The sequence below is a fragment of the Mesorhizobium sp. B2-5-11 genome (assembly GCF_006440835.1).
Lineage (GTDB): Bacteria > Pseudomonadota > Alphaproteobacteria > Rhizobiales > Rhizobiaceae > Mesorhizobium.
Window position 1 is genome coordinate 199,388 of the sequence record NZ_VFUK01000002.1, and the last position, 13,932, is coordinate 213,319.

The window sequence follows — 13,932 nt, forward strand, 5'->3', positions numbered from 1 at the left end:
CCGCCCTGGGTTGGCCCTGTCGTCTGTGAGTTCTAAGCCTGTGATACACAGACGGACTGAACACATCTTGCGAGTCAAGCGAGGAGTAGTCTTCTTGAGCTGGCAGCTGCGGGACGCAAGAAACAACCTCTCGAAGCTGGTAAGACAGTCGCGCGAAAAAGGGCCGCAAACCATTACGGTGCGAGGGCAGCCATCTGCCGTGGTGCTAGCGGTTGAGGACTACGAACGGTGGGTTGGCGCAAAGCCCTCCCTTGCGCAATATCTTCTCTCCGTCCTCGTCTGGGATGACGAATTTGTCGAGGAGGTCAATCGCCGCCCGAACACAATGATCCGAGCGGTCCATCTCTGACAAGTTTCTGTCACCGGCAAGATGGTCCAGTTCTACCGGCTGATTACGCCAGCGCTGGAAACGAAACGTACCGTTCCTATTTGATCTGTGTCATCACAAATCTCTGGAGCTTTCGCCATGCATTACAACCAGCTTGGAAATACGGGGATGTTCGTCTCCGAACTCTGCCTCGGCACCATGACCTTCGGTGCAGCCGGCCAGAATGCCCAATGGGGCCTGATCGCCAGTCTCGACCAGAAAGGCGTCAACGAGATCGTCGGCCGCTCGCTCGCCGCCGGGGTCAATTTCTTCGACACGGCCGATGTCTATTCCTTCGGCGAATCCGAGCGCCTGCTCGGCCAGTCGCTCAGGGATCTCGGCGTTGACAGGTCGAGCGTGGTCGTCGCCACCAAGGTTCACGGCGCCATGGGCGAAGGCCCGAACCAGCGCGGCTCCTCGCGCGGCCACATCATGGACTCGGTCGATGCCAGCCTGGAACGGCTGCAGCTCGATCATATCGATCTCTATCAGTTGCACGGAACCGACGCGGTGACGCCGATCGATGAGACGCTCAGGGCACTGGACGATCTCGTCGCCAGCGGCAAGGTCCGCTATGTCGGCGTATCCAACTGGCAGGCCTGGCGCATCGCCAAGGCGCTTGGCATAGCCGACCGCAAGGGCTTTGCCCGCTTCGAGACCATCCAGTCCTATTACTCGATCGCCGGTCGTGATCTCGAGCGCGAGATCGTGCCGCTGATCAACGAGGAGAAGCTCGGTCTTATGGTCTGGTCGCCGATGGCCGGCGGACTGCTGTCCGGCAAATACGGCCCTGGTGCGCCCGGCAATGGCGAGGGCCGCCGCGCCTCCTTCAACTTCCCACCGGTCAACGAGGACCGCGCCTGGGCGGCGGTCGCGGTCATGCGCGAGATCGCCAAAAAGCATGACGTCAGCGTCGCTACCGTGGCACTAGGCTATGTCCTGGCCAAGCCCTTCGTGATGAGCGTGATCATCGGCGCCAGCCGCATGGATCAGCTCGAACAGAACCTTGCCGCCACGAACCTCAAACTTGATACCGATGATCTCGCCAGACTGGACGAGGTGAGCGCGCTGCCGGCCGAATATCCCGGCTGGATGCTGGAGCGGCAGGCGGCCGGCCGGCGGCCGGCGCCGTTCGTGCCGAAGGCCTGATCGCTTTTCGAGCTTGCTTCGAAGCCGCGTGCCTTAGGTACGCGGCTTCTCAGTTAGAGCAATTCCAAGAAAAGTGTGTGCGGTTTTCTGTCCAGAATTGCGTCAAAACAAAGAGTTAGAGCGGTTCGCCGTTTCCACGAAACGGTGAACTGCTCTAGAGGCGAACGGCCTCCGAGAGAAAATCGAGAAAAGCCCGCACCCGCGCAGGCAGATGCTTGCCCTGGCCGACATAGACGGCATGGGTGGCCTCCTCGTCGCCTGGGTTGAATTCCTCCAGCAACGGGACGAATGCCCCGGCGTCGATGTCCGGCTGGACATGCCAGCGCGCCAGCCTAGCGATTCCGCCTCCCGCCAGCGCGATCCGCCGCATCGCCTCGCCGTCGGTCAGCGTTGCGTTTCCGACAACCGGGACGATGACCGGCGCACCTGCCGCATCGACAAAAGGCCAGCCGTCTATATGCCGCGCAAAGCCGAAGGCCAGCATATTGTGACGCCCGAGATCGGCCAGCGTGCGCGGCGTCCCACGCGCTTCGACATAGGAGGGTGCCGCGACCAGCACCATCCGGCTCTGCCCCAGTTTGCGCGCTACCAGCCGTGACTCGCGCAAGGGCCCGGCGCGTATCGCCACATCGGCGCGCTCCTCCAGAAGGTCGATCACGCTGTCTGTCAGCACGGCGTCGACGGAAATCTCGGGATAACGCTCCAGAAACCGAGGCAGCAGCGACATCAGCCGGTGGTGGCCGAACGGCACGTAGCTGTTGACCCTCAACCGGCCGCGCGGCGCCGCCCCGGCGGCCGCCTCGCGCTCGGCCGCGTCCATGTCGGCGAGGATGCGCATGCCGCTGTCGTAGAAAGCAGTGCCTTCCGGCGTCAGTTGCAGCTTGCGCGTCGAGCGGGTGAGCAGCCGCGCGCCGAGCCTGGCCTCCAGCCGCGCGATCAATTTGCTCACCGCGGACGGGGTCATGCGCAAGGCACGTGCCGCCGCCGAAAAGCTGCCCGCCTCGACGACGCGTACAAACACTTCGATCTCGCCGGAACGGTTGATGTCGGATCTCGCCATCTGTGAATCTATTTCACAGAAAGTATGCCTGAAGCAAGTCTGGTTCACATCGCATGGCCACACGATCTTCCCGTTCGGGGCGCGGCCTGGACAGGGCGCCCGTCACCGCCGAAGTGGAAACATCATGCCTCTCGCTCTCTATGCTCTCGCCGCCGGCGCCTTCGGCATCGGCGTCACCGAATTCGTCATCATGGGCCTGCTCATCGACGTCAGCAAAGATCTCGGCGTCTCGATCTCGGCCGCCGGCCAACTGATTTCCGGCTATGCGCTGGGCGTCGTCATCGGAGCACCTCTGCTGACGGTCGCCACCGGCAACTGGCCGCGCAAGACGGTGCTTCTGGCGCTGATGGCGATCTTCACCATTGGCAATCTGGCCTGTGCGCTGGCGCCTGATTATTGGACGTTGATGGGCGCGCGCGTCATCACCGCCTTTGCCCATGGCACCTTCTTCGGCGTCGGCTCGGTGGTCGCCACCGGATTGGTCGCGCCCAACAAGAAGGCGTCGGCGATCGCGCTCATGTTCACCGGCCTGACCATCGCCAACATTCTCGGCGTTCCCTTCGGCACCTGGCTGGGCCAGGCTTTTGGCTGGCGCGCCACCTTCTGGGCGGTGACCGCGGTCGGTCTCGCGGCCTTTGCCGTCATCCTGGCACTGGTGCCGCGCAATCGGACAGCTCCCGAGAAGAGCGACCTGCGCGCCGATCTCGCCGTGCTGCGCCGTACGCCCGTCCTGCTCGGCTTCGCCACCACCGTTCTCGGCTATGCCGGCGTCTTCGCCGTCTTCACCTATATCGCCCCGTTGCTGACCGAGATCAGCGGCTTCAAGGAAGCGGCCGTTTCGCCGATCCTGCTCGTCTTCGGCGGCGGCCTCATCGCCGGCAATATCGCCGGCGGCAAGATCGCCGACCGCTGGCTGGTGCCGGCGGTGCTCGGCAGCCTCGTGGTGCTCGCCCTGGTTCTGGCGACCATGAGCTTTGCTATCCACAGCCAGGTGTTGGCCGTGATCTATGTCGGCCTGCTGGGCGCCGCCGCCTTCGCCACCGTGGCGCCTTTGCAGATGTGGGTGCTGGAAAAGGCCCAAGGTGCTGGCCAGAGCCTCGCCTCGTCCTTCAACATCGCCGCCTTCAACCTCGGCAACGCCGCCGGCGCCTGGCTCGGCGGCGCGGTCATTGCCCAAGGTCTTGGCTTGGGTTCGCTCACCTGGATCGCCGCGCTGCTGCCGGTCGCGGCACTCGCCGTGGCGGGACTGGCCCTGCGTCTCGACCGCGGCACCGCGCTCGGCGCGCCCGTCTGCGTGCGGTCGTGAAGCTCGCCGGCAAAGCCGGATCGATTCGACTTCTTTCAAAATCACAAGGAGCAAGAAAATGGACTATCGAAATCTTGGCGCATCGGGCCTGAAGGTGCCGGTGCTCTCGTTCGGAGCGGGAACCTTCGGCGGTTCCGGCCCGCTGTTCGGCGCATGGGGCAACAGCGACGCCAGGGAAGCGCGGAGCCTGATCGACATCTGCCTCGAGGCCGGCGTCAATCTGTTCGACACCGCCGATGTCTATTCGAACGGCGCCTCGGAAGAGGTGCTCGGCGAGGCGATCAAGGGCCGGCGCGATGCCGTGCTGATCTCGACCAAGACCTCGCTGCCGATGGGCGACGGGCCGGCCGACTATGGTTCCTCGCGTTCGCGGCTGATCAAGGCCGTCGACGCCGCGCTGAAGCGGCTCGGCACCGATTACATCGACCTGTTGCAGTTGCATGCCTTCGATGCCGGCACGCCGATCGAGGAGGTGCTGTCGACGCTGGACGGCCTCGTGCGCGCCGGCAAATTGCGCTATGTCGGCGTCTCCAATTTCTCCGGCTGGCAGGTGATGAAGTCGCTCGGGCTGGCCGACAGGCACGGCTATCCGCGCTATGTCGCGCATCAGGTCTACTATTCGCTGGTCGGCCGCGACTATGAATGGGAGTTGATGCCGCTCGGCCTCGACCAGGGCGTCGGCGCGCTGGTCTGGAGTCCGCTCGGCTGGGGCCGCCTGACCGGCAAGATCCGTCGCGGCCAGCCCGTGCCGGAAAAGAGCCGGCTGCACGACACCGCGAGCTTCGGACCGCCGGTCGAGGACGAGCATCTCTACCGGGTCATGGAGGCCCTCGATGCGGTGGCGCAGGAGACCGGCAGGACCGTGCCGCAGATCGCCATCAACTGGCTGTTGCAGCGCCCGACCGTGTCGTCCGTCATCATCGGCGCCCGCAACGAGGAGCAGTTGCGCCAGAACCTCGGCGCCGTCGGCTGGACGTTGACGCCGGAGCAGATCGGGAAGCTCGATGCGGCAAGCGAGGTCACCGCGCCCTACCCTTATTTTCCCTACCGCCGCCAGGAGGGCTTTGCCCGGCTGAGCCCGCCGGCGGTTTGAGCGTGTCCGACCGCTAGAGCCGAAGGTTAGCGGGGCAGCGCCCCCCTCTGTCCTGCCGGACATCTCCCCCACGGGGGAGATTGGATGTCACCTCGGCTTTCGCCAATTTCCAACGTGAAGGGATGGCGCTGTTAGCAAAGCTGCCGATCTCCCCCCACGTGGGGGAGATGTCCGGCAGGACAGAGGGGGGCGCCGTAGAGTGCCGACCTTACGACCTCGAAGCAGCGGCCCCTAATGCAGCACGAATTCGCCGTCGACCTTGCGCCACTCGTTGGGCGCGATGAGCTTCTGGTGCGTGTAGCTGACCGAATGCAGCGGCCCCTCGAGCTTGGTCTTCCAGAACTCGATGAAGCGGATCAGCACCGGAAACTTCGGCGCGATGTCGTAGTCCTGCCATATGAAGCTCTGCAACAGATGCGGATGGTCTGGGAAATGATAAAGGATATTGGCCGTAGTCAGGCCATAGCCCCGCAGCATCAGGTCCATTTCAAGCTGGTCGCGCATTTTTGCTCCCCGGGTTGATTCTCCTTCCTCCCAACAATGGATTGTGCGCGCGGTTGCTTAACCGTCTATTGATTTTTTCTTGATCGAAACCGGCTTTAGCACGCGAAAACATGAAGTTAGCAGCGGTCCGGTGCAAGTGCTGACAGCAGCCGCGGACCCATGTGCGGCATCCCGCCGCGCAAACCCAACGTCTAATGTTGCCGTCATCGCGGAACTGTTAATAATGCGCGCGAATTCGCGGCCGCGTCGCCGCGATCCCGCTGGCGGTTCAAGCCGGCGTTAGTTTCGGGAGGAAAAGCAGGAAATGTCCGAGGTTCATGTCCACCGCGTTCAGCCGGCCTGGAAGAAGAATGCGCTGATCGACAACGACACCTATCTCAAATGGTACGCCGACAGCGTGAAGAATCCGGACAGGTTCTGGGGCAAGCACGGCAAGCGCATCGACTGGTTCAAACCCTTCTCTAAGGTCAGCAACGCCTCCTTCGACGGCAAGGTCTCCATCAAATGGTTCGAGGACGGCCAGACCAATGTTTCCTACAACTGCATCGACCGCCACCTGAAGAAGCGCGGCAACCAGACCGCCATCATCTGGGAAGGCGACAACCCCTACGACGACCGCAAGATCACCTACAATGAGCTCTATGCGCATGTCTGCCGCTTCGCCAACGTGCTGAAGAAGCACGGCGTCAAGAAGGGCGACCGCGTCACCCTCTATATGCCCATGATCCCGGAAGCGGCCTATGCGATGCTCGCCTGCACGCGTATCGGCGCCATCCACTCGGTCGTCTTCGGCGGCTTTTCGCCCGACGCGCTCGCCGGCCGCATCGACGATTGCAAGTCAACCATCGTCATCACCGCTGACGAGGGCCTGCGCGGCGGCAAGCCGATCCCATTGAAGGAGAACACCGACAAGGCGATCGAGATCGCGGCAAAAGCCGGTACCAGGGTCGAAAAGGTGGTGGTGGTCCGCCGCACCGGCGGCAAGATCGGCTGGGCGCCGGGCCGCGACGTCTGGTACCACGAAGAGGCCGCGACCGTTAAGGCTGAGTGCAAGCCGGAGAAGATGAAGGCTGAGGATCCGCTGTTCATCCTCTATACGTCGGGTTCGACCGGCAAGCCGAAAGGCGTGCTGCACACCACGGCGGGTTATCTCGTCTACGTCTCGATGACGCACCAATATGTCTTCGACTATCATGATGGCGACATCTACTGGTGCACCGCCGATGTCGGCTGGGTCACCGGCCACAGCTACATCGTCTACGGGCCGCTCGCCAACGGCGCCACCACGCTGATGTTCGAGGGCGTGCCCAACTACCCCTCGCAGTCGCGCTTCTGGGAAGTCATCGACAAGCATCAGGTCAACATCTTCTACACCGCGCCGACGGCGCTGCGCGCCCTGATGGGCGCCGGCGACAATCATGTGAAAAAGGCGTCGCGCAAATCGCTGCGCGTGCTGGGCTCGGTCGGCGAACCGATCAATCCGGAGGCCTGGGAGTGGTATTTCAACGTCGTCGGCAACGCCAAGGTGCCGATCGTCGACACCTGGTGGCAGACCGAGACCGGCGGCATCATGATCACGCCGTTGCCGGGCGCCACCGACCTCAAGGCCGGCTCGGCCACGCGGCCCTTCTTCGGTGTCAAGCCGCAACTGGTCGACGGCGAGGGCAAGGTGCTTGAAGGAGCCGCCGACGGCAATCTGTGCATCACCGAGTCATGGCCCGGCCAGATGCGCACCGTCTATGGCGATCACGACCGCTTCGTGCAGACCTATTTTTCGACTTACAAGGGCAAGTACTTCACCGGCGACGGCTGCCGCCGCGATGCCGACGGCTATTACTGGATCACCGGCCGCGTCGACGACGTCATCAACGTCTCCGGCCACCGCATGGGCACGGCCGAGGTCGAATCCGCATTGGTCAGCCACGACAAGGTTTCGGAAGCCGCCGTCGTCGGTTATCCCCACGACATCAAAGGCCAGGGCATCTACTGCTACGTCACGCTGATGGCCGGCGAGACGCCGAGCGAGGACTTGCGCAAGGAACTCCTCGCCCATGTCCGCAAGGAGATCGGCGCCATTGCCACGCCCGACAAGATCCAGTTCGCACCCGGCCTGCCCAAGACCCGCTCGGGCAAGATCATGCGGCGCATCCTGCGCAAGATTGCCGAGGACGATTTCGGCGCCCTTGGCGATACCTCGACGCTCGCCGATCCGGCCGTCGTCGACGACCTCGTCGCCAACCGCCAGAACAAGAAAGGCTGACACCGGCCATGGCCGCGATAGGCAGCGTTGCCGAACTCTGGCGCTATCCGGCGAGTTCGCTCGCCGGCGAACGCCTGGAGACGATCGCGGTCGGCACCGAGAGCATCGAGGGCGACCGCATGTTCGGCCTGGTCGATGCCTCCGACAATGAGATCGCCCGGCCCGATCGCGAGCCGAAGTGGCACAAGGTGCCGCGCATCCGCACCCGGCTGACGGGCGACCGCAGGCTCGAGATCGCGATTCCCGGCGCGGATTGGCTGGCAGCGCCCGGCGTCGAAAGCGACCGTGCCGTTTCCGACTATCTAGGCTTTCCGGCCTCGATCCGTCCGTTCGGCCTGGAGAACGCCCCGCCGGCCTATGCCGGCCCGTTGACCGAGGCGCGCTACCGCAAGGCGCCGATCCATCTGTTGACCACCGCCTCCCTGGCGCGCCTGAAGGCGCTGCATCCGCAAGGCACTCCTGATCCACGCCGCTTCCGTCCCAACATCGTCATCGACATGGCGGCGGTCGAAGGCACTTTCCCCGAAACCGAATGGATCGGCAGGAAGCTCGCCGTCGGCGACCTGCTGTTGACCATCTCCGAGCCGTGCCGCCGCTGCGGCTTCACCATCATCGCCCAGGACGGTTTCGACGACGACCCGGCGATCCTGCGCAATCTGGTGCGTCATAACGCGCACAATCTCGGCGTCTACTGCACCGTCGACCGCGCGGCCAGCGTCAAGGTCGGCGACGGGATGCGATTCGCCTGAATTACCGGTAAAGGTCCGCCCGCGTCGGCGGCAGGCCGCTCGGGCCCCGCGTCCGCTTGGTGGCGACCGTCTGGAAAATCTGCGCCGAGGCGCGATCGAAAGCGATCGAACAGCCGGTCAGGTAAAGCAGCCACAGCCGCGCCTTGGCTTCTCCCACTTCGGCGATGGCCTCGTCGAAGCGCGCATGCAGGCGCTCTGCCCACAGCCGGCAGGTGCGGGCGTAGTGCTCGCGCAGATTCTCGACGTCGTGGACGAGGAAGCCATGTGCTTCCAGATTGCCGCACGTCATGCCGATCGTGTCGATCTCGCCACCCGGGAAGATGTATTTGATCAGCGCCTTGTATTCCGAGCCCTTGCGCAAGGTCTTCTTCATGCTGCCCTTGCTGCGCCTGGTGATGGCATGATGCAGATAGATGCCGCCCGGCTTGAGCAGGCGATGGACGGTCGAGAAGTAGGCGGCGTGGTTGGCCAGCCCCAGATGCTCGAACATGCCTATCGAGGATATCTTGTCGAAGCTTCCGGTGAGCTCGGCATAGGATTTTATCTCGATGGTGATCCGGTCCTCCAGCCCCTCGGCCCGAATGCGTTCGCGGGCGAGTCCGGTCTGGGCCTCCGACAACGAGACGCCATGGCCGACGACGCCATGATGCTTCACCGCATGGATCAGCATCGCGCCCCAGCCGCAGCCGATATCGAGCAGGCGGTCGCCAGGCTTCAGCCGGAGCTTGCGGCAGATATGCTCGAGCTTGTCGGCCTGGGCCTGGTCGATGTCATTGGCGAAATCCTTGAAATACCCGCAGCTGTAGACCATGCGCTCGTCGAGGAAGAGCCGGTAGAAGGCGTTCGATATGTCGTAATGATGCTGGATCGCCTGCTTGTTGGAGCCGCTGACAAAGGGATTTTGCCCGGCGAGGTCGGCGCGTTGCGTCATCTGCCTTCGCGAGAACAGCACGGCCGGCAGGTCGCGCATGATCGCGAGCTTCGGCAGCGCCTTGAACCGCAGCTTGCCTCGTGAAGGCAGCGCGTAGAGGTCAAACAGCGACCCCTCCTCCACATCGACCGCCTTGGAAATCCACATCTCGACCAGCGTCGAGAAATTTGGCCGGCGGGCCAGTTGCCAGACGATGTCCTGGTCGTTGATGGCAAGCACCGGGCCGCCGGCCGGACCGATGCGCTCGCCGGTCCAAAGCCTGACGGCAAAGCCCGGCTTCAGCGCCTGGACGACCGTGCGAACGATGCGTGCTGCTCTTTCGGTAGCGTCCATGCCGTCCCCCACTACATTCGGTAGGCCGATCTTGTCCGCTTGAACCCCTGGCCGCAACCCGATTGCACGAAAGGACGCGGCCAAGCCGGAAAAACGTCTTTTTCCATCTGGCGTCTTGTCTTTTGCTGCAACGCACCCCATCATCAGTGCGTGTTCAACAAACTGAAAGGAGGTGATCCGATGTCGAGTGATTTCGTTTTCCAGAACGTGGCCTCAGCGGATTGCACTTTCGGGAAGCAGTCTTCCCGTTAAGGCGCGAGATGCGCGGCGGGCGACCCATCGGGTTGCCGCCAGGAGCCGCGCCATGGACGGAAACACGGAAGGCCGCCGGCTTCGAAAGAAGCGGCGGCCTTTTCCTTGTGCGGCCTACTGCGTCAGCGCGACCTTTTCGGTGTTGCGGATGATTTCCTGAAAGGCGGCGTCCAATTCCACCCCGGTCGACACCTCGAAATAGTGTTTTTGAGCGGTGGAGGCATCTTTCGACGAACAGTCCTTCAGCACCGCCTTTGCCTGATCCCGCTCGGTTGCCGACATGTCCTTGTTGTTCAGGTCGAAGCCGATGGTGAAAATTTCGATGCCGTCATTTTTCATGTTGCCGCACAGCGTTTCGGCGTTGCCGCGCGCAAGATTGCCCTGGCTGTTGTAGCGGCCCCCGGCACCGGCGAAGGCGGTATTGAACTGGCCATCGGTCATCAGGATCGCGACCTTGGCGATCTTCTTCGCGTTGACGTCCGAGGCGCCGTTGCCGAGGCCGGCATTCTTGATCGCTGCGCGCCATTGCGGCGACAGCATATAGTAGGTCCACTGAATGGCGATCGCGCCGGCGGTATAACCGTCAGCCTGGAAGTCGTCGATCGAACCAAGCAATGCGCCGGAATCGGCGGTCAGCGGGATCACTTCCGCATCGGGACACTTGTTCATTCCGCCGCCATTGAGATGATCATCCCGGTTGACCAGGGCATAGTACTTCTTGCCGTTCTTATCCATGCGAACAGCATCTGGGCCGTCGGCGCTTAAATCCGCGTCGCCATTTTTGTCCTTGCGCTCCGTGGCGCAATTATCGGGGCGTGGCATCGCCGCGCCGACAATGGAGATGTAGTCGCTGAAGGACGGCAGCAAATTTTTGCCCGTCTTGGCGACGAGAAGCGAACTGCCGGCGACGGGTGGCAGCTCAGAGCTCCCTGGCTTCTCGGCATAGACGTTTTCGGCCAGCTTGCCGGCGTTCACGCCGGATGCGTAAGGCACAATCGCGACGCGGATGCGGGGGTTCTTCGGATCCTGGTTCCGGAGCATCGTCCGAACGGCGTTTTTCGCTGCTGCTTTCAGATCGCCGATCTTGTCGACCTTGCCCCGCTTCGCCATCGAGCCTGTTATGTCGAGCATCATGGCCACCTCGATCTGCTTGTCCGAATAGAGCGCTGTCGTCGAGGCGGGAACGCGCTGCATGTCGCGCGTGCCGAACAGCGGGAAATAGAAGGCGACGTCGGCATGGGCCTCCGCCTGCACCGTCCTGGCGGTCCTGTCGACCGTCAGCCTGTCGAGCACGATCTGGTTGGCCTGCAGGATGCCGGCCGTGCTGTTGGCGTTGAGGAAGGCCTGCACCGATTTGTTGGCATCGGCCTCCTTGATGACGCCGGTCGTCAGGTCCCGCGCCGTCGACGTCACCGCGGCGTCGACCACGCTCTGCAGGCTCGATTTGGCGTTGTAGAGCTGGGTGATGTTGACGGCGAAGCCGACGCCCAGCACCAAGACCGAGGCGGCGAATCCGAACAGGATGGCGAAATTCCCGCCGCGATGCCTGGCAAAGTCGCCGGCCGCGTCCACAAGACCCCCGAAAATCCGCATCGTTCTCTCTCCGCTCGCCCCGGCCTCGTCGCCGGGCGGATCGATGCAGGATTCCGGCCGGGCGCGGCCAGCGGCCGCGCACCAGGGACTAGACTCTTGTTTTTACTTCGCTTTCAAGGATGGAAAGGTGAATGGCCGGTAAACGCCAATGCTGCGTTCGCGCGGCATTTACGAAGCGCTTACCAAGATCCTGCATGTCGCGGCACAGGGCGCGCGGCCGTGTCCCGCCGCGGCACAGCGGCACCTGTGCCAGAGCGAGGCAGTATGGGGATGCATGGAAACCCGGCTCAGGCCAGCATCTGCGCGGTGACCGTCCTGTCGATGGCGTGGTAGGGCGGGTTGAACAGATTGTTCTCCTGTTCGTAGGTCCATACCTTGAACAGGCTGAGCCGGTGCGGGCCGAAACTGTGCAGCAACGGCACGTCGGTGGCATCGCGTCCGCGCGCGATGACGATGCGGCCGATCCTCGGAACATTGTGGCGGGGGTCGAACGTGTGCCACTTGCCGTCGAGAAACACTTCCATCCAGGCCGAGAAATCCATCGGCGCCGGATCGGCCGGCACGCCGATGTCGCCGAGATAGCCATTCACATAGCGTGCCGGAATGTTCATGCAGCGGCAGAGCGTGATCGCCAGATGGGCGAAGTCTCGGCAGACGCCGACCTGCTCCTCATGCGCCTGCGCCGCGGTGCGGGTCGAGCGGGCATAGCCATAGCCGAAGGACAGCCGGTTGTGGACGTAATCGACGATCGCCTGCACCCTCGCCCAGCCGGACGGCAAACGGCCGAAAAGCTCCCAGGCGAGCTGGCTCAGGTGATCGGTCTCGCAATAGCGGCTGCCCAGCAGATAAAACAGCACCTCGTCGGGCAGCTCGGCCACCGGCACCTCGCGTGCCAGCGTGTTGACCTCGTCCGTCTCGCCGCTGTCCTCGACCACGGCATCGTAGAGGATGCGAAAAGTGCCGGCGGGTGCGGTAAAGCGGCGGCACGAATTGCCATGCAAATCGCTGTAGAGCCTGGTCGGAACCGCGGGCGACGTCAGCATGCGCGTCTGCCGCTTGATGTCGGCCTGCCTGTCCCTGTGGATCTCGAGCATTGAAATCACCGGCCTGGCTCCAGCGCATTCAATGGCCATTTCGTAGCCGAGCCGAATCAGCATCGCGTCCCCCTTCGATGGTCGTGGAAAAGCAGCGAAGTTGAAACGCCGGAGGCGGATCACGGTTCCCTGACTTGCGGAAAGGGGGACTGGCCGAAAAGGAGGCCGCGCGGCTTCCAATGCCGGCGCAGGGACGTTACCATCGGCGCTCCCTCGAAAGACCTCCCCGAAATCAAGGAAAATCATGTACGCAGGCAGAAAATTCGCCGCCTTCCTCTTCGATATGGACGGCACGCTCATCAATTCCATTGCCTCGGCCGAACGGGTGTGGAGCGACTGGGCGCGGCGGCAAGGGCTCGACGTCGCCGCCTTCCTGCCGACGATCCATGGCGTGCGGGCGATCGAGACGATCGCCGGTCTGGCGCTCCCCGGCGTCGATCCGGCGCATGAGGCCGACCTCTTGCTCAAGGCCGAAGCCGCCGATCTGGAGGGCATTGTTCAGATCGCCAGCGCCGCCGCGTTTCTCAACGCGCTCCCGCCGGAGCGCTGGGCGATCGTAACCTCGGCGCCGCGGGAACTGGCGCTCTTGCGCATGAAGGCTGCCGGCATCCCCGTCCCGGCCGTGCTGATCGCGGCGGAAGATGTTTCACGCGGCAAGCCGGCGCCCGACTGCTTTCAGCTCGGCGCGACGCGGCTCGGCGTCGATGCGCGCGATTGCCTCGTGTTCGAGGATGCCCCGGCGGGCATCACGGCGGCCGAGGCGGCGGGCGCAGCGGTCATGGTCATAAACGCCACGCACCGACATCCCCTGGCGACGCGGCATGCCGCGATCGCTGGCTACGACGCCATCGGCGTCACCGTCGACGAGCGGGGCTGGATCGCGCTCGAGCCGCAGCGGGCGGCGGCGGCGGCCTTCTAGGCTGTGGCGACACTCAAACACCCGATTGCCGGCAAATGAGCTGTTTGCTGGGCCGGCATATTAGAAATCGCTGGTCAGGCCCTTGATCTCCCAGTCGCCGTAGCGGCCGGGCTCCTTGCCGCCGCGGCCGCCGACTTCCTTCGGCACCGCGGCTTCCTTGCGGCGGTAGTCCTCGCGCCGCGCCGCGGCCTCTTCAAGCGCGCGGCGGGCGGCGGGCGTCAGCGTCTTCAGCCGCGCTTCGTCATCAGTGGCAGGTGTTTTACTGGTCTCGTCGTTCATGCGATATTCCGGCGGATTGAAACAGGCCGATTGAAACGGGTAC

General features: G+C 63.6%; 13 protein-coding genes. 7 read left to right on the plus strand and 6 right to left on the minus strand.

Annotated features, from left to right (window positions below; genetic code table 11):
• Positions 1-94: 94 nt before the first annotated feature.
• Both FJ490_RS08095 and FJ490_RS08100 read left to right on the plus strand, forming a co-directional pair.
• Positions 95-349, plus strand: a complete 255-nt coding sequence (locus FJ490_RS08095) for a type II toxin-antitoxin system Phd/YefM family antitoxin (RefSeq protein ID WP_140492937.1) — start codon at positions 95-97, stop codon at positions 347-349.
• A gap of 117 nt (positions 350-466) precedes the next feature.
• A complete protein-coding gene (locus FJ490_RS08100; RefSeq protein ID WP_140492934.1) occupies positions 467-1,516 on the plus strand; it encodes an aldo/keto reductase in 1,050 nt (349 codons plus the stop codon).
• 154 nt (positions 1,517-1,670) lie between these two features.
• On the opposite strand, the gene FJ490_RS08105 is transcribed toward FJ490_RS08100, so the two are convergent.
• Positions 1,671-2,576 (minus strand): LysR family transcriptional regulator, encoded by a 906-nt coding sequence (locus FJ490_RS08105; protein WP_140729421.1) that lies wholly within the window; start codon positions 2,574-2,576, stop codon positions 1,671-1,673.
• A gap of 124 nt (positions 2,577-2,700) precedes the next feature.
• Here FJ490_RS08105 and FJ490_RS08110 point away from each other — a divergent pair, with 124 nt between their 5' ends.
• Together FJ490_RS08110 and FJ490_RS08115 are read left to right on the plus strand one after the other, a co-directional pair.
• The gene (locus FJ490_RS08110) at positions 2,701-3,882 is read left to right on the plus strand and encodes an MFS transporter (RefSeq protein WP_140729422.1); all 1,182 of its coding nucleotides are present in this window, start codon (positions 2,701-2,703) and stop codon (positions 3,880-3,882) included.
• Positions 3,883-3,940: 58 nt separating this feature from the next.
• Positions 3,941-4,975, plus strand: a complete 1,035-nt coding sequence (locus tag FJ490_RS08115) for an aldo/keto reductase (protein WP_140729423.1) — start codon at positions 3,941-3,943, stop codon at positions 4,973-4,975.
• Positions 4,976-5,206: 231 nt separating this feature from the next.
• On the opposite strand, the gene FJ490_RS08125 is transcribed toward FJ490_RS08115, so the two are convergent.
• The gene (locus FJ490_RS08125) at positions 5,207-5,479 is read right to left on the minus strand and encodes an usg protein (protein ID WP_140492921.1); all 273 of its coding nucleotides are present in this window, start codon (positions 5,477-5,479) and stop codon (positions 5,207-5,209) included.
• Between the two features lie 304 nt (positions 5,480-5,783).
• Here FJ490_RS08125 and acs point away from each other — a divergent pair, with 304 nt between their 5' ends.
• Together acs and FJ490_RS08135 are read left to right on the plus strand one after the other, a co-directional pair.
• Positions 5,784-7,739: an acetate--CoA ligase gene (acs, locus tag FJ490_RS08130; RefSeq protein WP_140580149.1), complete on the plus strand. Its 1,956-nt coding sequence runs from the start codon at positions 5,784-5,786 to the stop codon at positions 7,737-7,739.
• A gap of 8 nt (positions 7,740-7,747) precedes the next feature.
• Positions 7,748-8,488, plus strand: a complete 741-nt coding sequence (locus FJ490_RS08135) for an MOSC domain-containing protein (protein WP_140729424.1) — start codon at positions 7,748-7,750, stop codon at positions 8,486-8,488.
• 1 nt (position 8,489) lies between these two features.
• Here the strand turns inward: FJ490_RS08135 and FJ490_RS08140 are convergent, their stop codons facing one another.
• The 3 genes from FJ490_RS08140 to FJ490_RS08150 all read right to left on the minus strand — a co-directional run bounded on the left by FJ490_RS08140 (position 8,490) and on the right by FJ490_RS08150 (position 12,754).
• Positions 8,490-9,752 carry a cyclopropane-fatty-acyl-phospholipid synthase family protein gene (locus FJ490_RS08140; RefSeq protein ID WP_140729425.1) on the minus strand — a complete coding sequence of 421 codons (1,263 nt, stop codon included), beginning with the start codon at positions 9,750-9,752 and terminating at the stop codon, positions 8,490-8,492.
• 366 nt (positions 9,753-10,118) lie between these two features.
• Positions 10,119-11,597, minus strand: a complete 1,479-nt coding sequence (locus tag FJ490_RS08145) for a TadE/TadG family type IV pilus assembly protein (RefSeq protein WP_140729426.1) — start codon at positions 11,595-11,597, stop codon at positions 10,119-10,121.
• Positions 11,598-11,884: 287 nt separating this feature from the next.
• On the minus strand, positions 11,885-12,754 hold the full coding sequence (locus FJ490_RS08150; protein WP_140729427.1) for a transglutaminase family protein: 870 nt from the start codon (positions 12,752-12,754) through the stop codon (positions 11,885-11,887).
• Positions 12,755-12,935: 181 nt separating this feature from the next.
• On the opposite strand from FJ490_RS08150, the gene FJ490_RS08155 reads away from it, so the two are divergent.
• Positions 12,936-13,610 (plus strand): HAD-IA family hydrolase, encoded by a 675-nt coding sequence (locus tag FJ490_RS08155; RefSeq protein WP_140654880.1) that lies wholly within the window; start codon positions 12,936-12,938, stop codon positions 13,608-13,610.
• Positions 13,611-13,670: 60 nt separating this feature from the next.
• Here FJ490_RS08155 and FJ490_RS08160 read toward each other — a convergent pair whose 3' ends face one another.
• Positions 13,671-13,889, minus strand: a complete 219-nt coding sequence (locus tag FJ490_RS08160; RefSeq protein WP_140518225.1) for a DUF1674 domain-containing protein — start codon at positions 13,887-13,889, stop codon at positions 13,671-13,673.
• Between the last annotated feature and the right edge of the window lie 43 nt (positions 13,890-13,932).